The sequence below is a fragment of the Thalassotalea marina genome (genome assembly GCF_014656435.1).
In the GTDB taxonomy this organism is placed as follows: Bacteria; Pseudomonadota; Gammaproteobacteria; order Enterobacterales; family Alteromonadaceae; genus Thalassotalea_C; species Thalassotalea_C marina.
Genome location: NZ_BNCK01000016.1, coordinates 20,546 through 41,379, shown reverse-complemented (window position 1 = coordinate 41,379; position 20,834 = coordinate 20,546). Strand labels below are relative to the sequence as shown.

General features: G+C 36.9%; 20 protein-coding genes. 5 read left to right on the top strand and 15 right to left on the bottom strand.

Annotated features, from left to right (window positions below):
* A partial coding sequence (locus IE199_RS21415; RefSeq protein WP_268245338.1) for a Tn3 family transposase occupies positions 1-2,283 on the bottom strand: 2,283 nt, incomplete at its 3' end.
* 629 nt (positions 2,284-2,912) lie between these two features.
* Here IE199_RS21415 and tenpIN point away from each other — a divergent pair.
* Positions 2,913-3,401, top strand: coding sequence for a type III toxin-antitoxin system TenpIN family toxin (gene tenpIN / locus IE199_RS21410; protein WP_189774901.1), 489 nt, complete (start codon positions 2,913-2,915; stop codon positions 3,399-3,401).
* 80 nt (positions 3,402-3,481) lie between these two features.
* Here tenpIN and IE199_RS21405 read toward each other — a convergent pair whose 3' ends face one another.
* From IE199_RS21405 to IE199_RS21395, 3 genes are all read right to left on the bottom strand, one after another.
* Positions 3,482-4,987, bottom strand: coding sequence for a hypothetical protein (locus IE199_RS21405; RefSeq protein ID WP_189774899.1), 1,506 nt, complete (start codon positions 4,985-4,987; stop codon positions 3,482-3,484).
* Positions 4,988-5,252: 265 nt separating this feature from the next.
* Complete coding sequence (locus IE199_RS21400; RefSeq protein ID WP_189774897.1) at positions 5,253-5,513, bottom strand: hypothetical protein; 261 nt, start codon at positions 5,511-5,513, stop codon at positions 5,253-5,255.
* Positions 5,506-6,099: a ParA family protein gene (locus IE199_RS21395; RefSeq protein ID WP_189774895.1), complete on the bottom strand. Its 594-nt coding sequence runs from the start codon at positions 6,097-6,099 to the stop codon at positions 5,506-5,508. The genes IE199_RS21400 and IE199_RS21395 overlap by 8 nt, the downstream gene beginning before the upstream one ends.
* Before the next feature lie 214 nt (positions 6,100-6,313).
* On the opposite strand from IE199_RS21395, the gene IE199_RS21390 reads away from it, so the two are divergent.
* From IE199_RS21390 to IE199_RS21380, 3 genes are all read left to right on the top strand, one after another.
* On the top strand, positions 6,314-6,550 hold the full coding sequence (locus IE199_RS21390; RefSeq protein ID WP_188731851.1) for a plasmid replication protein RepB: 237 nt from the start codon (positions 6,314-6,316) through the stop codon (positions 6,548-6,550).
* A gap of 464 nt (positions 6,551-7,014) precedes the next feature.
* Positions 7,015-8,112: a replication initiation protein gene (locus IE199_RS21385; RefSeq protein WP_189774893.1), complete on the top strand. Its 1,098-nt coding sequence runs from the start codon at positions 7,015-7,017 to the stop codon at positions 8,110-8,112.
* Positions 8,113-8,240: 128 nt separating this feature from the next.
* Positions 8,241-11,225, top strand: a complete 2,985-nt coding sequence (locus IE199_RS21380; RefSeq protein ID WP_008126957.1) for a Tn3-like element ISKox2 family transposase — start codon at positions 8,241-8,243, stop codon at positions 11,223-11,225.
* A 463-nt stretch (positions 11,226-11,688) separates the two neighbouring features.
* Here IE199_RS21380 and IE199_RS21375 read toward each other — a convergent pair whose 3' ends face one another.
* The 7 genes from IE199_RS21375 to IE199_RS21345 all read right to left on the bottom strand — a co-directional run bounded on the left by IE199_RS21375 (position 11,689) and on the right by IE199_RS21345 (position 18,242).
* On the bottom strand, positions 11,689-14,565 hold the full coding sequence (locus tag IE199_RS21375; RefSeq protein WP_189774890.1) for a serine/threonine-protein kinase: 2,877 nt from the start codon (positions 14,563-14,565) through the stop codon (positions 11,689-11,691).
* 5 nt (positions 14,566-14,570) lie between these two features.
* The gene (locus IE199_RS21370; protein WP_189774888.1) at positions 14,571-15,275 is read right to left on the bottom strand and encodes an ECF-type sigma factor; all 705 of its coding nucleotides are present in this window, start codon (positions 15,273-15,275) and stop codon (positions 14,571-14,573) included.
* 42 nt (positions 15,276-15,317) lie between these two features.
* Positions 15,318-15,515 (bottom strand): hypothetical protein, encoded by a 198-nt coding sequence (locus tag IE199_RS21365; protein ID WP_189774886.1) that lies wholly within the window; start codon positions 15,513-15,515, stop codon positions 15,318-15,320.
* Between the two features lie 310 nt (positions 15,516-15,825).
* A complete protein-coding gene (locus IE199_RS21360; protein WP_189774884.1) occupies positions 15,826-17,088 on the bottom strand; it encodes a hypothetical protein in 1,263 nt (420 codons plus the stop codon).
* A 134-nt stretch (positions 17,089-17,222) separates the two neighbouring features.
* On the bottom strand, positions 17,223-17,429 hold the full coding sequence (locus IE199_RS21355) for a hypothetical protein (RefSeq protein ID WP_189774882.1): 207 nt from the start codon (positions 17,427-17,429) through the stop codon (positions 17,223-17,225).
* 65 nt (positions 17,430-17,494) lie between these two features.
* Positions 17,495-17,701: a hypothetical protein gene (locus tag IE199_RS21350; RefSeq protein WP_189774880.1), complete on the bottom strand. Its 207-nt coding sequence runs from the start codon at positions 17,699-17,701 to the stop codon at positions 17,495-17,497.
* Between the two features lie 310 nt (positions 17,702-18,011).
* Positions 18,012-18,242, bottom strand: coding sequence for a hypothetical protein (locus IE199_RS21345; protein ID WP_189774878.1), 231 nt, complete (start codon positions 18,240-18,242; stop codon positions 18,012-18,014).
* Positions 18,243-18,447: 205 nt separating this feature from the next.
* On the opposite strand from IE199_RS21345, the gene IE199_RS21340 reads away from it, so the two are divergent.
* Complete coding sequence (locus IE199_RS21340) at positions 18,448-19,071, top strand: recombinase family protein (RefSeq protein WP_189774877.1); 624 nt, start codon at positions 18,448-18,450, stop codon at positions 19,069-19,071.
* A 371-nt stretch (positions 19,072-19,442) separates the two neighbouring features.
* Here IE199_RS21340 and IE199_RS21335 read toward each other — a convergent pair whose 3' ends face one another.
* Genes IE199_RS21335 through IE199_RS21320 form a run of 4 tightly spaced genes read right to left on the bottom strand, consistent with a single transcriptional unit; the run spans position 19,443 to position 20,832 of the window.
* Positions 19,443-19,589 carry a hypothetical protein gene (locus tag IE199_RS21335; RefSeq protein WP_189774875.1) on the bottom strand — a complete coding sequence of 49 codons (147 nt, stop codon included), beginning with the start codon at positions 19,587-19,589 and terminating at the stop codon, positions 19,443-19,445.
* Between the two features lie 43 nt (positions 19,590-19,632).
* Positions 19,633-20,232, bottom strand: a complete 600-nt coding sequence (locus IE199_RS21330) for a hypothetical protein (RefSeq protein WP_189774873.1) — start codon at positions 20,230-20,232, stop codon at positions 19,633-19,635.
* Positions 20,233-20,279: 47 nt separating this feature from the next.
* On the bottom strand, positions 20,280-20,549 hold the full coding sequence (locus tag IE199_RS21325; RefSeq protein ID WP_189774871.1) for a hypothetical protein: 270 nt from the start codon (positions 20,547-20,549) through the stop codon (positions 20,280-20,282).
* Positions 20,550-20,562: 13 nt separating this feature from the next.
* The gene (locus IE199_RS21320; RefSeq protein WP_189774869.1) at positions 20,563-20,832 is read right to left on the bottom strand and encodes a hypothetical protein; all 270 of its coding nucleotides are present in this window, start codon (positions 20,830-20,832) and stop codon (positions 20,563-20,565) included.
* Positions 20,833-20,834: the final 2 nt, after the last annotated feature.

The window sequence follows — 20,834 nt, the reverse complement described above, 5'->3', positions numbered from 1 at the left end:
GGTACCATGCGTATCGGTCGATAAGGTATTAGGCTGTATATCTGAAGAGTTGTTATAGAGTAAGTCAAAAGCAAAGTGACCTTCATATTCGTTAGCGCCAATGACTTGCGTACTCACCGGAACATGATTAGAAACCAATGTTAATGCTGAAACACCTTTACCTTTGGAGAAGTACTTAGACGAATACCGAGCCTTAAACGTATTTATGCGACACTCAAATTTTTGACCATCAATGCTTGAAAACAACTGATTATCGTCCACATGGTAATAGGCAAATATTGGCAACGTGGCTATAGCATTAGAAACCTGATCATTAGACGTTTTGAGTGTTTCATATCTGACATAACTATCATCTACACTGCGTAATTTACCCATTGAACGGTCAGAGATATTCGCCATTTTATATAGGCCGTAATTGGTGCCGTTTGCCAATATACAGGCGATCAGATCTTCTTTATTTACTGGTGATTTTTCTTTAGTTGCTGATATGTGTGTAAATGAATTTAAGTAACCTGTCTTTTGATCAACAAACAACATGAGTTCAACGATACCCATGTGTTGAATTTGATTGTAGAGCGGGTTTTCAATTGTTTGTTGCCAACGGCTGTTAGGAATTGACCACTTGAGTTCGGCTTTGCCAGGAATAAACTCAACATACTTATTATCACCACTAAAGATATGCTCGCTTGCTTCCTTCAGCTTAACTTCTAATTGTTGGCTCTTATCTGCGAGTGTTTGGTTAATCGGTGTTGCCAGCTTATCAAGGCCAGTGTTTTCAATGATTGTCTCTTTTTGCTGCCATTCTTTAGGTTGTATAAGATCTGACGTTAAACTACGGTTATTAACGCTTTCTTTCACCGTTAAGCTATTACTGTGAAATAATTGTTCGGCTTTACGATAAAGGAAATACTCAAATCGATTAGCAATTAATTTGGTATTTTCTCCCTCTAAATACTCTCGGTCATGTTTAGGTACCACATCGATGTTAATGGTTTGGATAGCCTTTAATTCACTAAGTTCAGAATGTGCCATAACATACTGCTCATGGAGTTCATCCTTTAAATGAATGAACTCAATATCGATAGACATAAATAATGAGCGGATAAGTTTTCTAATTTTACTGGATTGTTTATCAATAAATTGCCATTCGTACTGACGGCCATCAAAGTCGTTATTATCTAAGTGATCACTTAACAGTTTAATACTGTCAGCAGGGATCAATTCAAAGGCTTTTTTACGTACATCACCAAAGCTTAAATCATCGTCCATATCGGTATCGATGAAGTACTTTAATAAACTACCAGCGGATTTTAATTTGGTTCTTACAATGGTTACATCTTCAACAATACGCTGCTTTGCATAGCCTTTAGCTGATTCGGTTAACTTCCTTACCAAGTAAATAAATGCAGCAACAAGATTGTCGTTAGTCTCTCGGTACCTGAAGAACAAGTAACAAACGAGATATAAAATAGTTTGGCTATCTGCGTGTCTTCTAAGCTTATAAACGGACTTGTGCTTTACCAGTGAAGCATAGTATTCAAGATTTTTAGGTGATAGCTCCAGTTCAGCAATCAGTGACTTAATTTCTGGATAAAGCGAGCGTATAATTTTATGCGTCTTCAGCTCTTGGGTGATTTGGCTCGTTGAAAAGTCCTTAGCCATTTTCTTTAACTTGGCTAAGTCAGTAAAGGTATTATTTGACTCAAGTAATTTAAGTAATGTTTTTCTGGTACCTGAAGACAAACTATCAAGCAGCACCATTTCAATTCGGTTACGCTCATTTGATAATACCGTAGAAATAGTGTCTTGCAGCGTTGTATAACCAGCTAGCGCTATTCTGTTTTGACCAAAATAAGCAATACATTCATCAAAAACATACCTTGGTTCAAGGTTGATTTTTACAACATCGTTAAGCCTTTTTAATAGCGGCTCTTTATCTAACTTGCTTTGGTACGCTGTAAACCCTGTATATTTTAATAACTTATTAATCAGCTTAGTTTTTGTTGTTGGTGATAAATCCTCAAGAGACATATCTTTATCGCTGAAATACTTGGATCTTACATAATCTAAATCATTACTGACTTGAGTAAATGAGAAATTAAATACTATTGGCCGTGACCTAAAGTAACCAAGCAGTAAGATAAAATACACTCTGGTTTCAATACGTCTTAATTCGTTGACGAGCCTTTGAGTTTCACTATCTAACGAAAAATAATCATCACGATCTTTACGGTTAAAATTGGGTAAGGCATAGAGTTCGTTGATTTCTGATTCGCTGAGAATTTGTATACGCTTGGTGTTTGATGAAGAAATAGTGGTAAGCCTTTCTTGTTATTTTTAATCAGCATACCTTAATCAATGAGGTTAATGTTTACCAGTCAACTGCTTAACATTACCATAAAGCCGATTTAAGCGACTAAAGTGGTAAACTTTTCATAAGATAGTTTACCACTGTGTATTATTACTTAAGAATACTAATGCCGATTTCGAGGGGATGGGCTAAATAATACAAACTGTGTTATTCAAGGGGTGAAGTCCAATGGTACGAAAAGTTACTCTAAGCGTGAAAATTCAAGCTAAGGTTAATTTCGAGGGGATGGGCGCAAAACCCCTTCTATAACTAAAGGTGAGGTTGCGAAGCACTTTGGTGTTACGCGGATGACTTTAAACAAAGCTATCTTACTATATCAGGAGTGCTAGCTTTTCTGCCTGTTATGGAGATAGTTGCAAATTGGTATAAGATACCCCATAATATAGGTGTAGCTTGTGGCGGTAGGAACATCCCCACGTTAAAAACCCAAATTCCTTGTTTGTTGTGGCGGTAGGAACATCCCCACGTTAAAAACCTAAATTCCTTGTATTTGCTACCGAAAACCCCAGTTTAAGACTGGGGTTTTTCGTATGGAGACGAAGTGGAATTAAAGAAATTATCCCCCTCATTTTATACTGATAATGTACGTGTAGAACAAGCATTAGACTTTGACATGAAAGCCGGTTGTTGGCTTGATATTGATAATAAAGTTCGCGGGCACGGTGTAGTCAAAATCACTATACAAGGCCTGATGTTTGCTATACCTGTACGATCCCACATAAGGCACGAAGCTTCTTTCATTCTTCAAGTCGACAGAAAAAATAGGCACATAAAAGGGATGGGCCTAGATTACTCTAAAGCTCTTCTTATTAAAGATGAACGTCATGTGGCTGATGATGTATTTGTTTTGCGTAGCAAAGCAGCTGGTCGAAAGTTAGTTGATAAAGAAGAGCATATCACTAAGCAGTTTACCGGATACGTTGAGAAATATATTTCATCCGTCCAGGAAGATGACCGAAATGTATTGAATAGCTTTGAGTATCGATATACGACGTTGATTAACTATCATACAGAGTTAGGCATAAAGTAAAATTAGGCATGCCTAATTTAGAAGTATATAAAATACTTAAAAAGTACTTATTAAATACTTTTAAAGTGCTTTTTAAGTATTTAATTAATGTTATTCAATGGGTGATTCACAAAATGATCGCCAAAGGTTTTTATCAAAGCCTTGTTCTTTGAGTCTCTTATTTTTCTCGAAACGTCTCTATAATCTCTGTACACAATTTTATATTGTTTTGTGTTCTGCTGAGCTATATTTAGTTTCGTAATAGCTTCCTCTTCAAACATACTTGAAGTCCAGAATTCAAAAACTAGATCTCGGTCTCTCCAATCCGGATGCGCCAGGGCGAAGGCTCTAAATATTGGTATCTGCTCAGAGAGCCAGTATTTGACATCATCACCCGATACTTGCTTGTTAAACCCATACCCTTTTCCCTCGATGAACCTGACTTCCCGATGGTTGGAGCATATAACATCAGCTTCTTTGATTCCTTTGGGGGTTTGGCAAAGTCGGTTCAGTTCTACAGGGTGAGAATACTCAGCTCGCATAGTTTCAGCTATTATGTATTCAAATAACGCCCCCCTTAATCTACTAGCGGCACCTTCAATTTTTCCTAATGAGTTAAATATAATATCGATTTTTTCAGGCTCAATAGAGCGGATAGCAACCTCTGAAAGTATGTCTGTTAGTTCTCTTAAGCCTCGTGCTGTTTCGTTATCAAAAACTGCTGAGGTCGTTGCTGGAGAAATACCTTGGGACTTAAGTTTCTTAAATGCTGCATCGCTGAAAGAGTGAGCAAAAAAGAAGCAGAGTTGCTTACCTACATTTTTTAAACATCTAAGTGCATTTAGCTTTTGTAAATATGGAGCAATTCCAGACTCGCTAACCTCATGATTAAGTAGAATGTCACATACAACAAAACCTGGGTTGGGTTTTGAGCTGTTGTTCGGGAAAGTTACAAGAGGGCTTAGATAAGATGGGCCTGCCAAGTCCCAGGCTGTGGTACTTACCGTAGGGTTTTTTTCCAAGGAACGAACAGAAACTTTGTCGTATGAGATAAACCCAAGTTTTCGCATCCAGCTTTTAACCCCACGAAGAACTAGTTCTTCGGTAAATAACCTCGCTTTCATTGCCGGTATTAATGTTTCAATGTGATTTACATGAAGCCCTAGGTATATGCAGGGTCCTATACCTTCGACGTGTATTTCTTTAAGTAGATTTGCAGATTTTAATTTATTGAGTACAACTTCGGCAGCTAGATGTTTTTTTTGTTTAATAGGAGCGCCGCAGGCTATTTCAAAATGGTGCCTTGGCATAACACCGCCCCTTTCGCTCAATGCTGTTATGGCAAAACCATAAGCAGAGTTAGTTGACAGTAAAGCTAGTTCCAGGCGAACCCAATACAAATTGCTACCGGATTGTTCCTTTAGGAAAAGAAATTTGGCTCGTCTCGGAAACGACAGATCTAATCGTAAAACGTCACCGCCAGCCCTAGATACTCTTTGTCTCGCTGCATCCGGAGTTAATTTTAACGTGTTAACTAGGTACTCAGTTATCTCAGAGCTCAAAGCTGGTCCGTGTTTTTTTAGGTATTTATGAACCAAATTATTCATGTCACACTGCGCTATATATACAAGATGAATTAACAAAGGACCAAAAGAAAAGGCCTAATAGAGACCCCTTTAAAATTGGGGTCTACAGAGGTGTTCTTTTTGGTTTTTAACTAAGAATGTCACAGTCGCCAAAAAAAGGCTATGGCATGTGCCTATAGAACCAGCGGGAAGTCCAATTTGGCATGCCAAATTGAGAATTAATTAAATAAATATATTAAGTACTTTATAAGTGATTTAAAAGTACTTCTAAAGTGATTCTAATATGTTAGCTCTTTTTCGATATTTGCTTCTCTGCGGCTAATAGTGCTTGCTGCCTTATATAAACAGCGACTGGAACACCAAGCTGTTCAGCTGCTTCTTCTATTAATTTATATTCAGAGTCATTCATGTTCATAGTAAACCTGGGCTTTCTTTTTTTCTCTTCAGGAATAGAAGGTCTGCCCATTTTTACTTCTTTATTATTTGAACCAGACTCCCAACTGCTTTTAGAGTCAGATTTGGATTCTGTTATCCAGTCCTTAGCCATTAGACTTCTCCAAGATTTTTGTAACCAGAGTTTTTACTTCATTTCGGGCTCTGGTTGTTCCGTTTAAGTTATCGGTGTCGCGTGTGAAAATAGTTTTGTAGTCATTCATGGTTCTTGCATATATTGCTAAGTAACTAATTAGCTCGTGTTCTGGCGCTAAATGAGTTCTAACTTCTTTTTGATCGCTGACTCTTTTGTCGAAGCAACTTAGAACATTGATCACTCGCTTTTCTGGAGCTAGATTATTGACTGCTTTCGCACTATCTAAATCGAGGCGAGATGCTCTAACGGGAACAACAACTACAGAGCTATTCTGGATAATCGTTTTTTCATGGCTACTTAGGTTTGCAGTTGGCCGGAAGTCAACAATAAAGAAATCACAGTTAGGCCGTTCGCTTGGATAACTATCTGTTACATCAAAAGCGAACCCACCTCTCTTGTATGTATTGAAAAGTGCCAGCTGGGGATCGGCATCATAAGCTATGACTTTCTTACCGTGTTGCACGGTTAAACAGTCAGCTAAATGCGCTGTTAAGGTTGTTTTTCCGACCCCTCCTTTCGGGGACCATACAGAAATCACTTGCATATGACCTTCCTGATTTATAGTTATTAGTAACTTATAAAGTATATATAAAGTGTATCATAAGTACTTTATATATATTTAATAAGTATGTAAATAGTTTTCTTTTGTGCATGTTGAGATCGTTGTAGTGTGTGAAAAAAAAGATCTTGATCATGTATAGTTATCTGATATGCTCATAAAAGTGCATTATCGTGCATTCGTATTTGAGGAGCGGGCGTTGGAAATAAGAATTTTAAGAGAACTGTACCATGAGGGGCTTTTGAAGAAAGCTTCAGTGGTCCCTGCTCCTATGGAACAAGATAGATGGTTACTGGTATTTGAGCGCTTGAATGGAGCTCAAGAAAAGATAACAAGAGCCAGGACTGATCAAGAAAAAGTGTATAAAAGAATAAACGGCGCGCTTGTTGATGCCAGAGAAATAGGCTTTAAAAGTGTAACTGTAGAATTTCAATAAGCCAGAAAAGCGAAAACCGCTGGTGCGAACAGCGGTTTTACAAGGGCTTAGCGGAGTAGTCAAATGTGCTTGCAAACAAACCTGACAGAGCAAAAACCCCTAAAAGTCGGGATAAGTATGGCCTGTCCTGTGTTTGATGTCAATTCAAAATCGAACAAACGAACACTGTTCGTTCGATTGGCGAACGCTGTTCGTTCGGCAATCGTGTTCCCCACATTTACTTCCCCTAAGCTCGCGGCAATAAGTACAGTTGAACCTGTACCGCGAGGTTACTTTGATAAAGAGCGAAGTTGATAATAACCAGAAGATAATAAGACAGCTTTACCGTAAACATCCTTCTACTGATTTCAGTCAGATGATGAGCATTGGTAAGGAAGCGTGCAAGCTATCTCAATTATATCTTGATGTACCTATCGGGCGCGATTGCTCTATTGGCTGCTTCTATTCTATGGGAGTGAGTAGAATTGCAAGCGCTAAATAGACAGTTTTTACATGAACATGAGGTAAGGCGAGATCTTTATTATAGCGCCCCTTATGCGCCGTTTTGCTCTGATAATAAAACCGCAGGATTTCAACTTCCTAGACGGGACGCATTCAAGCGTCAGTATGTGCAATTAAACCCTCCATGCAATTACAAGGTGTTTATTATTGACATAGATCATGAAGATGAGTCTTTATGGGACAATGAAGAAACACCAATTCCTAACGTTATCATACGTAATAAAAATAACAGGAAAGTACATTTACTGTACCGGATTGATGACGTTTTAATAAAGACAGTCAATAGTGATGTAATTGTAAAAGATGGACCAATTCAATATGCCAAAGCTGTATATTATGGATTGTGTAAAAAGCTGGGAGCTGATAGAGCCGCTTTCAATAATGTAGTCTCAAAGAACCCCTTCCACCCTGCATTTAATACTGAGTTTATTCACTCTAGAGTATATAAGTTAAAAGAACTAGCGGAGTTCGCTACCCCTGATTGGAGCGTTTATAAGCGAGGGGATAAAGAAAATCCCAACCCTGAATCTCGTAACCTGAGTTTATTTCACAAAGTTCGATTCGCAGCTTACAACCAAGTGCAGCGATATCGACTGGCTAATGATATGGAAGGATTTTACAAAGCTGTATTAGCTGAATGTGAGCTTGAGAATAAGTTTAGAGGTAAGGGCTTCAAAGAGGACAGTGATTTGCCTTCAAGCCAGGTGAAGGCGATTGCAAAAAGCATAGCTACGTTTAGCTGGAATAAATATCAAGGAAGCAAAGGGAATAGAGGTGTTATGTCATTGCCTCATGACATGGACCAAAAAGAAAAGCAACGTCAAGCTGCGTTGTATGTAGCAAATAAAAAGCGGGAGCGAACTTTAGGTGAGATTTTGAAAGCTTTTGAAGAGGTTGCTCGATCAGGCGCAAAACCAACACAAGAGCGCGTAGCCAGCTCTTGCTCCCATTACTCACTAAGCACAATCAAACGTTACTGGAAGGAAGTTAAAGAGAGTTATGAAAGCCGCACCGATAGCTCGGAAGGAAAAGTTCAATTAGCTGTACATAAGGGGTTCTAGGGATTTTCCCCTCTAAAGTAACATAAATCGCCATACTCACCATATTTAAAGGCATACAAAGGTGGGTTACTTCTCCAAAGTATGGCAAATTATGAGGTTAACAACCCCTTAAACTTAATTTAATTCCTATGGCTATAAAAAACGAACTATCAATTCTTACCAAAGCTGAGCAGCTTGATCTATATTCTCCGCCGCTATTATCACTTGAACAACAACGATTGTATTTTACGCCAAACGAGATCGAGTTAACAGAGTTGAAAAGTATTCGCCTAAGGAACCACCGATGCTATTTCATTGCGTTATTAGGGTATTTTAAGTCTAAGCCTGTGATTCTTTCACCTAGCTTTAACCTCATCTTTGACGATATGCAGTTTATTTCAACGCAAGTTCAAGGAGGCAAAGGGATCAGGCCTTTCAGCATTAATAAGATGCAGCGTGACCGTATATATCAAAGAATACTGAGGTTATTAAACTATCAGAAATGGGACGAAAGTCTGCACTTTGCGCCGCTGTACGAACATCTTGTTATGGTCGGCAAAGCTTGGCTTGAGCCTCGTTATCTATTCGATGCAGCCGCTGAATATCTAGCAACGCATAGAATTGCCATCCCTAAATATACTGTCTTACAAAAGCTTATCAGTCGTGTTATCCAACAGGTCAAGAAGGCGTTAAATAATAAGCTTCGTATTCATGTTTCATCTGAACTACACGGATTTCTAAATACTATTATCGATGACAAAGATGGGCTCTCCTTAAGCCAGCTTCGAGCCGGTGCAAAAAGCGTTATGGTGACAGAGCTAAAAAAAGAACTGACGGTGTATCATCAGTTACAGCCTTATACAAGACAGATTGATAATGCTGTTAAGGGCTTAGCCTTATCGTCTAAAAACCAACAACACTTCGGTGAAATGGTGGATTATTATGGCAGTAAACTAAAACGCTTTAAGCGTCCACAGCAACACCTATGGTTGCTGTGTTTTCTGACTCAACGCATACGGCAAAGCCTAGAGCGATTGGCTGATGGGTTTATTCATCATATCCGTAAACAACAAGAAGCTGCGCATGCGTTTGCCCAACAGGCAGTGTTTGACTCATGGAGGTCAGCTGCAGACAATGTCACCAAAGCCGCAGAATTACTGCATCTGTTTGTTGATGACAGTATCGACGATAATCAACCATTTGCAACGGTTAGGCAACAAGCATTAAGTGTAATGAATAACCAAGATATAGAAACGCTATGCCTGTACTTAAAAAAGCAAAAACGCACGGTAGAAGAATATCAATGGCAATATTATGATGATCAAAACGGGTTAATTGAGCAGTTATTAAGGCCCGTGTTTCTATGTCTTGAATGCCAAGCAGGTAAAGGCTCAGAAGCATTAGTGACCCAGCTCAAAACCACAAAAACAGAACTATTAGCAGGTAATACATTGCAAACAATGGATAGTACACTTATCCAACAAAAACATCGTCCATGGTTAATTAACAAGGATGTTGTTCATCCACAGCGATACGAATGGTTGCTTTACCGTCAACTGGCTTCTCGGCTTAATGGTCGAATTTACTTATCAAACGTCACTAAATATCGTGCGCTAGAAGACGACTTAATTGCATCGTCAATACAGCCTGATCTATTGGCATCATCAACATTGGAAAAGCTAAAGCAGCCGATTCAGAAGCTACTGCAAGTAAAACAAATACGCTTAACAACATCCCTAGAAGATGTTGCTCGTCACATTGATAATGGTGATAACCGCAATGTGATCATGAAGAGCCGAAGTGGCACACGATGGCGACTGCCAGTTAAAGGCTCCCAATCACTTGTCAACAACCCTTTCTTTAAACAAATGATCCCCGTCAGTATTGCTGATGTGTTGCGTTATGTTGAACAAGAAACCAACTTTATGCAATGCTTCGCACACGTGCTGCCAATACAAAAACAAGTAGGCGCCAATCAGGATGATTTATTGGCTATTCTAATTGCGAATGCGACACATCGCGGCGTATATGGGATGGCACAAATATCTGATCGCAGTTATGAGCATCTAAGCACTATACAAGCTAATTATATTAGGCCTGAAACCTTGCAAGAGGCTAGTGATATCATCAATAACGCAGTAGCGGCACTCCCTATTTTCCGCCACTATCACATCCAAGAAGACGTCCTGCACGCCAGTACCGATGGGCAAAAATTTGAAACTCACCTTGAGACTTTTAAAACTCGCTACTCCTCGAAATACTTCGGCACCAACAAAGGTATTACGGCCATGACGTTAGTTGCCAATCATAGTGCGTTAAATGCCCGTATCATAGGATCTAATGAGCATGAGTCCCATTATATTTACGACTTACTACAATCTAATACTAGTGATCTTAAGCCAGATGTCCTCTCAACCGACACCCATGGTGTTAATCATGTTAATTATGCCTTATTGGATTTATGCGGTTATAGTTTTGCGCCTAGGTATGCTCAGTTCACCAGTGTGATCAATGACCTATTTAACGTAACTGAAAGCGACGACGGAAACACGCATCTGGCGCTGAAAAAGCCGATAAAAATGAATGTGATTGAAGAAGGCTGGCAGGATATTCAGCGTATTGTGTTATCCCTTCAAGAAAAACGCACAACACAGGCATTGCTAGTACGCAAATTATCTGGTTATCCATCTAGACACCCTATATTACAAGCATTAACGGAATATAATAGGCTCATCAAAGCCCAATATTTACTTGATTATATTGATGATGCAAGTCTGCGCCAATATGTTCAACGAGCACTGAACCGAGGCGAAGCCTGGCATTTCCTCAGGCGAGCTATTGCATCGGTCAATCGTGACCAGTTCCGTGGAAAAAACGAATCAGAAATAGTCGTCTGGAACGAGTGTGCCCGTTTGACGGCAAATGCTATTATCTACTTTAACTCGATGATCCTAAGTCATCTATTACTGCACTTTGAAGAAGTTGGTGACGAGGAAAAAGCAGCAATAACTCGACAAGTATCACCCGTTGCATGGCAGAACATTAATCTGAGCGGCACTTATCAGTTCGCTAGTAACCGCAAACTACCTGATTTACAGGAAATAACTAGGCCTATTGTTGAAAATGAAGTCTAAAATGAAAGGTAACCCAGCTCCACAAGCCATTAACTGCGAGGGTTGTGGCGATTTATGTTACTTTAGAGGGGAAAATCCCTAGAACCCCAAGATGCTGCTACATATCGTATTTTTATAACTGTTGTGTTTTCTACAAGACATAAAAACAACCCATTGGGTCGTTTTCATGACTATAGGGGCAAGTTGTTAGTTATGAAAAGAAATAAAAAGAATTTATAAAACTTAAACGTCCGTTTCAGCTCATAGCTGCCTGTCAGATTAAGTCTAAACCTAGCCATCGAAACTGTAAGATAAAATATGAGCTACTACACGTTAAGCTGGCAATATTCGCCTATTCGTTAGCTTATATTGCTTAGTATATAACTTTAATTTGTACCTCTAAGAAATAACTCATTGTCTTACTGTTGTGACACCGTATTGGATGAAGAAAATATTAAGCTTGAAGCCAAAATAGAGTAAATGATTAAAGGCTACTTAAACCGCCTTCTTGTTTTGTAATTTCTTTTCTTAAATTCTTAACGATATCATTAAGCTCATTATTAGCTTTATTTCTTTTGGCGATATCCTCAGCAATAACTAACTGTGTATTGGCTCTTTCCAAATCTTTATACTTTATCCATGCATATGTGGATAATAATCTACTTAATAGGTCTGTACTTTTGTCTTGAAATTTAATATCGCCGTAGAATATTTTTTCATCTGCCAATTGAAGGTCTTTTTTTCTTGCTTCTATGTCACACTCTTTATATTTCAAGCATTCTATTGCCAAAACACGAATCTGTGTAAAACCGTAACTTCCTGCAGAGGTATGTATTTCAGAAGGTGATAAATTAACATAGTCGTTTTCATTTATAATATTGATTATTTGATTTTCTATATTTTCTGCTATCTCGTGAGATGCTGTCATACCATCAAAGTGTGTGTAATTTATATCAGGGTCCAGCTTTTTAAATATCTTATGATATCGTAAATATGTCTCTCTATATTCAGTGGGTTTATATAAGTAATAAAACTCTTCTGCAAAATAGGCGAACATTGTCGCTATTAGATCATCATCAATTAAAGTCGGGTTTTTAAAAGATGAGTAAATTTCCCATGCCTCATCCAGTAGACTAAATGTCTTTTGGATTTCTCCTTCATATACGTATGAATCAAATAACAGCATGTGGGAAAACAATCTAAGCGAGTCTGATCCTCTACCTGTTTTAAGGAGCCACCTCCTTATTTTTATTGAGGCCAATACCATTTCTCTTGCTTTAATCGGGTATTTATTTCTATAAACAGAATAACCTACGTCGTAAGCATGTGCGGTTTTCTGGTGGTTGTGTCCATATATTCTCTCTGTTAGCTGAATTCCTAGGTTATGATAAACCATAGCCTCGCTATCATTTCCAGCTTCAGATTCACATCGCGATAACCATAAGTATATTTCAGGCTTCAATGGGGTTATTTCACTGCCTGAGACAAAGTCTTGCTGTACAATTTTTTTTAGTTCTTTGGCGCACTCCAACAAAAAAGGTTTTATTTCAGTTAAAAATTTATCTTCGCTGATATTTACTGTAATACTTACAATATCCCCTGAAAAGGAGTAGTATTTTGCTTTTATTTTTGCCAGTACAACTTCATCTTCAATGCTTTGTTTCATAGCTTCAGGAAAATCAACATCACCGATATTTGATAAAATATCGTAATGTTTCCCTTGGTTTTTTTCATCGAAAATAGAAAAAACTGTATTCCGAAAGAACCTGTTGTTAATTTCTAAGGCTACTAATAACATTTTGATTAGGTAAGGTGACGTAACTCTGTCAGTGAAGATACTTTCGCCGTAAGGATATATCACTTGGTTAGCATCGACCCTTCTTCCTTGTGAGAAAATAGCTTCAGCTAGTTTTGTTGTCGCATTTATTCGCTTATCGTCCATGAGATTTGGGTATAAATCGACTGCTTTACGGTAAAACTTTTCCGCTTGCTTACCATTCCCTCGAGAATAAAATATGTCACCATATAAAATCAATTGTTCATAGTGATTAGCTTTAATTAGGTAAGTTGATTCATATACTTCTTGGGCTTTTCTTAATAGACGTGAATTTCCTTCTAGTAAAGTTGGAGACGAGTTAGCGACTAACAAGCTAAGGTATTCTTTAGTTTCATTGTTATTTTTTACGTATGTATACATTCCAATAAATAACGCAATTACAATGATCGTAATAAAAGAAATGGATTTATAATATTTTCTGATGGTAAAGTTTGCTTTATAAGAAAAGCTTGCTTTCTTTAAGTAGCTTGTGGTGATACTTTGCCTTGACATGAGGCGGCTAACATCTTGTCTCATTTCTTTAACACTGTGATACCTATCCTCTGACTTCTTAGATGTTGCTTTTTCTATAATACTAGTTAACTCTTTTAAGCGTCCGTAACCCTTAAATTTATTTTGTAACTTTTCAGGAATTGAGCTTAGTTGAATATCAAATAAACCGGTTAACATTTCCGCAAATACAACACCTAATGAATAAACATCGGATAATGGTGAAGATATTCCTTTTCCATTCAATAGTTCTGGGGCTGCGTATTTTCTCGTGTGACCCTTTACATTGTTATAACTAAAGTTCTCGTGGAGTTTCTTGTTAGTCGCCAATGAAAGATCAAAATCGATAATTTTTGGAATGTTATTCACGCTCATGAATATGTTTGCCGGCTTTAAATCACAATGCACACAGCCCAACCTATGCATATGTTCAACAGCTGAACAAATCTCTATAAAGAGATTGAAGATTTGACTCGATGATAAAGTATTCTGACTGCAGTGTTGAACGATATTAGTATTGGTAAGATATTCCATAATAACGTAACTTACTCCGTTATTTAGCTGTCCTTTACCATACCCTTCAACTATATTAGGGTGCTTAAGGTTTGATATATAGTGAGCTTGCATAGAAGTGTTTTCACTTCCCATTAGCACTTCAAACGTCGGTAGTGTTATTTTAATCGCCGCTTTTTGAGAGTACGTTTTATCAGCTGGGGAGGCTTGATAGACAGCGCTTTTGGCCGTTACATGAATAACTCTTTCCGCTACCCACTCTCCAAACACCTTACCAATATAACTTTCAGGATTAAAATGTTTTAATAAGCATGCGGATTGGTGCCGAATGATTGATGTATATGACTCTTTTCCTGCGCTATCAATATCCATTATCCTTTTAACTGTTTTTACCAGGATCGAATTGTCTTTGTACTTTTCCTCTAGGTACTTATGGATTTCATGTTGTGGTAAAAATTCTATTTCATCTAATATGTCACTGATTGTTATATTTCTTTTTGATGCATTCAAATTCGCTTTCATGGAGTTCAATAACCTATTTCAACACCCTCAATAATGGCGTTCATCAGTCGTTTTCCATGCCTAAGGTGCTTTTCAACAGTACTGATTGAAGAATTTGTTATAGCCGCGATTTGTTCATTATTCTTAGCACTGTAGAGCTTTAATGACATTTTTTCAGCAATGAATGGTTCACTGTGGCTTAACTTATTTAAACCATCGTATATGAGCTCTATGTCACATACCGTTTCAAGTGTTGCTACACTTTCGTTTGGTTTGTAAAAATCTGGCATTCGTTTTTGACAGGTAAGTTTTCTCTTTCGATCGAGCAATGAAGAAATAACTATTTGCCCTAAGAGTTCATAAAAACCTCTTAGTGTATCTAAGTCGTGCTTCCGTGAGCCATTATGCATTTTGAGAAATATTTCGTTTACGACCGATGTTGCTGAAAATGAAATGTCGTTTTTTACGTTAAATTTCTCAACCTGGGGTTTGGTGAGAGAATAGATTGTAGGGTAAATACGCGAAACTAATATTTTTGTGTATTCACTTGGGTTATCTTTCCATTTTTTTATTAATGGTAAGAGTTCTTCATCAGATAAACTTTCGTAGGGTTGAGCCATCACTATTTCCATATAATTACTGCCTAGAATGAATAGTAACTGTTTGGAAATGGAAATAACAATAAAAATATTTTTTTCCGGCTTAGGTGGCAATAATTTACCGATCGCCACCTAAATCGGAACAATAATAAACGATAGGATTCACTCTGCGAATTACAGGCGTATTTTACTTCCCTTCTTACCTGCAAAGCTATATTGTTCGGTGCCTTCGTTTAACTTGATGCCATTCGTTATAGTATTATTACTGCTTTTTGTATGTTGGTGCATAACGGCTGAATAGACCGTTTGATTACTAATTTCCTGCGCACCTGAAATTGTCGTTAATAGTGTGAAAGCCAGTTCTTTTATCATAATTGTTCCATCCTTTAGTAATAGGTGAACAAACTTTAAGCATATATGGTGCCACATTTGGTTAGTCAAAAAACTGACTATCATTTGTTTTTGAATATTTTTAGTCAGGTTAGAAGTGTTTAAGTGATTGAGTGGTGGTTTTTTTGTGAGGGTAATATATACCGTAGCCTTGCGAATCGTTTTCTCACTGTTTTATTTTAGATATAACAAGCTGCTCTTTAAATTCCGTGTCTATGATGCACTGCTACTTCTAGCTGGATAAGCTATTACGGTTATTGTTTGTAGTTGGCAAATGATATCTAACAATCTCTCAAGACAATTCTTTGAAAATCTTTACTGCATACTTGAACATAGTTTTTTGGCGTTCCTCTTTATTACTAAATCTGTGTGCTATGAATTCGTCAACAGGAGCAACACGTTCCATTAACGGGACTACCCGCTCTTTCCTCTCTATATAGTCTAATGTTCGATAGCCCATTACTTCGATAAATTTGCGCTTGTCACCTACTCTTATATCGAAATCTGGAATAATATTGTTTTCGCCTATGTCCTTTAAAGGTTCTATCGGTTTTTCAATTACAGATGTTATTCCTATATTTTTAAATTCGATCTTTGCAAAACTAGATAAAGCATAAGCCATTTCTCTTTCATAATTGCTATCACAAATCATCCAGGAATGTTTACTGAGAATCGGCACTACATATGCGCTCGGAAAACTGAAACACATTTTTCCATCTTTATTTTTGCCGTATTTATAAAGCGCAGCGATAAAAAACGGGCCGTCTTCCCTATCTCCGCGAGCGTGGTGCAATAATGCCCTGCATTCATTGAGTGACATTGATTTATCTTTGTTATAGTTAAAACTCAATGTGTTGTTGTTTAATTCGTAACTATCGGCAATCCAAATGAGGAATGCTGTTTTGTGATGACCTTGCTTGAATTTAGTATTAAATAATTTATCTCTGACATACTTTAAACTGGCTCTACTCTGTTGAAAGAATGTCACTTCATGCAAATGTATGCCACCCAATTTAATTTCTTTTGCTGCCATTAAAAATTTATCTTTTTCTGTTTGGTAGCCATTTAGACATCCATTAATGATATGATGGTTTTCGGCGTTTCTCATTACATGACGAATTAACTTAAAAAGCTTCGACTGGCGGCTGCGAATGCCTCGAGAAGGGTTTTCCCTCTTATTAGAAAGAGAGTGCTCACTCGATTTTTCTATAAAAAAATCATAATCTGTTCCTGTAATTGTTTTGATGTCTCCTTTTTCTTTTGAGTTAGTAGAAGCAATAGCTCTAAACTGACACTCTCTTTGATGCTCAACTCTTTTTTCAGAATTGCGAGAAAACAAATAATAGTAATTTGGTCCACTCTTTACATGTATTAGGGCTCGGCCATTGCATTTGCACAAAATCCAGTAGTTTCTCTCTCGTAGGTAACTAAAATAGACTTGCTGTTGATGCCATTCACTCGTGCCACTTTTGAGTATATTTTCGATTAGTTCAACTTGCTTGTCGCTAGGTGACTCTACTGCATCAAGGTTATTTGTAACTATTGAATAGCGCATAATATTTCCTTAGAACTAAATACTATTTCCTATATATTTCTATTATCCTGATTTTTTCCTACATTAACTCCAAATCTATTCATTCTCTTGATGAAATACTAATGTTTAGAATAATTTCGTTTTTGCCTGGTCGCTTAAGTCTTCTCCTTGCGCTTTAGTGATTTGCCTGATCCTGATTCAAACAAATATACTTCTAATCGAGTAATATTTGGCAACCAAAGCCAATATCCAGCAGCAATAATGCCGCAAATGTTGTTATCAAATAGCATACCCACAACAATTAACAGAAAAATAACTAACCTATTGATATTAACGACATACTTCCGTGTTTTACTATTCATTCGTTAAGTCCACTTAAATAAATGACTTAACTTAACAATAGTCGTGTTACACGACTTTGGCAAGTTTAATGATCAAAATAACCATTTTTTTTTGCGTAACGCCATAGCTCAAGGATACCAAGCTTTGCATTGCCAGATTTATTGTTCAGATCTGACTTGATTTCTTCCCACAACTCAGCATTATCACTAGGCGTTAATTGTACTCTTAACGGAGTTGAACCTCTTTTTTTATTGTAATTTGTGTGCTTATTTTCTTTTGATTGATGTGTCATTCAACTTCCTGTTTGTTCATACTTATAAGGTGTATATATCACACTGGATGCTATTATTAAAATTGTATGTTATTGACTTGTTCAAAAATAAGATGGCTTTATCAAACCCTTTTTTTCATTTAACATATGAGCTGATGTTCGGAAATTTGTATCTAAGATCTCCGTTGACCGGCTCTTGTTAATCAAGTCCAAAAGTTGCACAATAGGTACTTGAGCTTTAGACCCCTTTTCCTACATTGCTTACAGCACAAACAAAATATCTTTCTGAAGTGATGAAAATCTCAAAGTCTCTTATCCATGTGTCACATGATCAGTGGTAATTATTGATATTTGTTGAGGGTTGCTCGTGAAGAATATATTCAAAACCAACTTTTTTAAGCATCTCTATACAAATATCAATATCTCGTTGGTACGATTCGTTACCACCTTCCGATCCTAGCTTTTTACTATCGGCTAATAATTTCTTATATTGATTGATGCGATCTTGTAAGGCGCACACAAACTCAATTTCTTGTTCTTCTGTTAGTGATATGTATGTCATCTAGGTGACCTATATAAGTTATTAACTGAGAGTCAAACTCTATTATCAAATAAAAAAAGACAAGTTGTATAACTGGTTATTTATCCATGTTTATTAAGGTACACCCTAATGATACTAATAATATATCACAGTAAATATCATAATGACACCACTTAAATAAACCTATATGATATGACACCATCTAAATAGACCTAGTTAGGCAAAAATGTTCATAAGAGCATATTTAAGAGCATCAACATCTGAGCAAGATGCCAATCGAGCAAAAAACACGTTAAAAGAATTCGTATCTGGTTTTGATAAACGAATTGCTTCTTTTTATATAGAAAATAAATCGGGCAACTCACTTGATAGACCAGAACTGATCCGTTTATTAGATGAGTCTGAGTCTGGTGATGTATTGCTGGTAGAGTCTGTTGACCGTTTAACTCGATTAAGCCCTGAAGACTGGAAAACCTTAGTAGCTTCTATTAATGAAAAAGGGATCAATATAGTTAGCCTTGATTTACCAACGAGTCATTTAACATTTGGTAGATTCCCAAGCGATGAATTTATGCGCTCGATACTTAACGCTATAAACAATATGTTGTTAGAAATATTAGCAGCAAGTGCCTATAAGGAATATCGAGAACGGGAACGCAAGCAAAGAGAAGGTATCGTTAAGGCGCAAAAGAAAGGTTTGTACCAAGGCCGACAACCTGATCTAGAAAACCACGAAAGAATTGCCTCATTTACTAAAGCAGGTTTCAGCATAAACAAAACTGCTGAAGCTGTTGGGGTAAGCCGTAGTACAGTTATTAGAGTTAGAAAAAAACTCCAGAATTCAGGCTAAGGTTATTTTCGAGGGGATGGGCGCAAAACCCCTATACGCATGAGTCATTTAATCCGATATCTAATAAAAAAGAGAACTACCGCTCTCACGTTGCTCGTTTGCTTGCTGACGGTCATCTTTACTTTCTGAAGAACCTAAAGCGCCGCGTCCAGCCTGCCTTAGTTCTGATTGATAAATTCTAAATTGGTTTTAATATCTCTATTTAATCAATCCAAAATGTATCTTTAGGTAAAAAATCACCATCCATGAACTGAATATCTACTTCGTCAGTTATTGATACTGATTGATCTGGCTTAGAATTAGCTATCAAATTCAAACCCTCACATTCATTTGTTGGCTGACTGAGTTTCATTTTAGTATTCTAATGGTAGTTATTCGTCTAAGGCGTTGGTGATCTGGTCGCGTACTTCACACAATTGTTCAACATGCTTTTGCGATTCATCGTCACACACATCAATTTCACTTATCAAGCGATCAAGCTTCAAAAGAGCGTTAGTAATTTTTTTAGTATTAGCCATTTGATACAGCTCCTATTAATTTTGATTTCAATGTCCACTTATCTTACTTTTTGCGAAGATCAAAACTTACGCCAGAACCATCTTTGTTTAGAAACTCAATTTTTACTTCATCATACTCTTTTATTAAACTCAGAGTGTTTTCGTCGAAGTAAGCAGTTGCTACTTTCTCATTATTTTTGATAATAACTAGCGATTTGAAATACTCACAGACCAAATTGATGATATCTTTTACATCCACTTTCGATAGTATTTCTGTTGATAGTAAAGCCCCAAGAGCAATAGTAAACTCAATTGAACCCGTTGTATGAATATTATCTACGATCAAAGGAGGACCGTTGTTCAGCTTATGATCAAGGAGTTTGCATGACAATCTCTTAGAACTATAACTAATTTCAGACAAAAGATTTCTTGCTAGTTTTGCATACAACCTATTTTTTAAACCAGGTTGGTTTGAATGACTTTTTAATTTAGATAATAAATCTATTTGGCTTTTAGTTCCTTTACTTGAAATAATAATTAACACTGAAAAAAGTTTTAAATAAAAGACCAGTTCTTTAGTCGAAATATCCTTATTTGAAAGATGTACATTAATAAATGAATACTCTTGGTAAATATTAGCTTTGATTTTTTCAAGTATTTCCATTTCACTTCCTTTTCCTATAATTTTCGTTTATTACCTTTTTCCAATTACTAAAACTTAATGATAGTGGGAGTTAATTTTAAGTACTTAAATCCCGTTAAATTCAAAGCCACTGCCTCGCTTCTTGCATCGGCTTTATTGATAAATAAAGGCACTCCGTGTTCAATTAGCGTTGTTACAGCAAAGTTATGTTCAAAGGGAATTTCTGGTACATTCCCTTTGTGCTTTACAAAATAGCTGAGACCTTCTATTTCTTTTGCTGTAGTACCTTTGAGGTCAAAAAACTTTAAGTTCTTACTTGTACTAATAATCGCCCACATACCGTATTTCCAATCACTCTAATTTAAGCTCAATAGCTTTGTTTATCACTGTGTTATTAGCTAATATTTTTTCAACCGTTTTAACCGCAGAGTCTATATTGCGAAATCGTTTTATCATGCCTTTGCTATCATCAATAACTAATTCATCAACATTTAATGAATCAAATAAAAGACCATATACAAAATAATACGGGTGATGAATGTCATTATCCCTAGACTTACGAATTATCACTTTCTTAAATTCGTACCCAACAACGTCTTTTACTACTTTATAAATAGGCATTT

Bases quoted from the DNA above. Each gene is read 5' to 3' on its own strand.
- IE199_RS21405 (WP_189774899.1), bottom strand. From the start codon at position 4,987: ATGAATAATTTGGTTCATAAATACCTAAAAAAACACGGACCAGCTTTG.
- IE199_RS21320 (WP_189774869.1), bottom strand. From the start codon at position 20,832: ATGCCTATTTATAAAGTAGTAAAAGACGTTGTTGGGTACGAATTTAAG.
- IE199_RS21395 (WP_189774895.1), bottom strand. From the start codon at position 6,099: ATGCAAGTGATTTCTGTATGGTCCCCGAAAGGAGGGGTCGGAAAAACA.
- IE199_RS21400 (WP_189774897.1), bottom strand. From the start codon at position 5,513: ATGGCTAAGGACTGGATAACAGAATCCAAATCTGACTCTAAAAGCAGT.
- IE199_RS21345 (WP_189774878.1), bottom strand. From the start codon at position 18,242: ATGACATACATATCACTAACAGAAGAACAAGAAATTGAGTTTGTGTGC.
- IE199_RS21340 (WP_189774877.1), top strand. From the start codon at position 18,448: ATGTTCATAAGAGCATATTTAAGAGCATCAACATCTGAGCAAGATGCC.
- IE199_RS21325 (WP_189774871.1), bottom strand. From the start codon at position 20,549: ATGTGGGCGATTATTAGTACAAGTAAGAACTTAAAGTTTTTTGACCTC.
- IE199_RS21360 (WP_189774884.1), bottom strand. From the start codon at position 17,088: ATGCGCTATTCAATAGTTACAAATAACCTTGATGCAGTAGAGTCACCT.
- IE199_RS21380 (WP_008126957.1), top strand. From the start codon at position 8,241: ATGGCTATAAAAAACGAACTATCAATTCTTACCAAAGCTGAGCAGCTT.
- IE199_RS21355 (WP_189774882.1), bottom strand. From the start codon at position 17,429: ATGAATAGTAAAACACGGAAGTATGTCGTTAATATCAATAGGTTAGTT.
- IE199_RS21335 (WP_189774875.1), bottom strand. From the start codon at position 19,589: ATGGCTAATACTAAAAAAATTACTAACGCTCTTTTGAAGCTTGATCGC.
- IE199_RS21375 (WP_189774890.1), bottom strand. From the start codon at position 14,565: ATGAAAGCGAATTTGAATGCATCAAAAAGAAATATAACAATCAGTGAC.
- IE199_RS21365 (WP_189774886.1), bottom strand. From the start codon at position 15,515: ATGATAAAAGAACTGGCTTTCACACTATTAACGACAATTTCAGGTGCG.
- IE199_RS21330 (WP_189774873.1), bottom strand. From the start codon at position 20,232: ATGGAAATACTTGAAAAAATCAAAGCTAATATTTACCAAGAGTATTCA.
- IE199_RS21350 (WP_189774880.1), bottom strand. From the start codon at position 17,701: ATGACACATCAATCAAAAGAAAATAAGCACACAAATTACAATAAAAAA.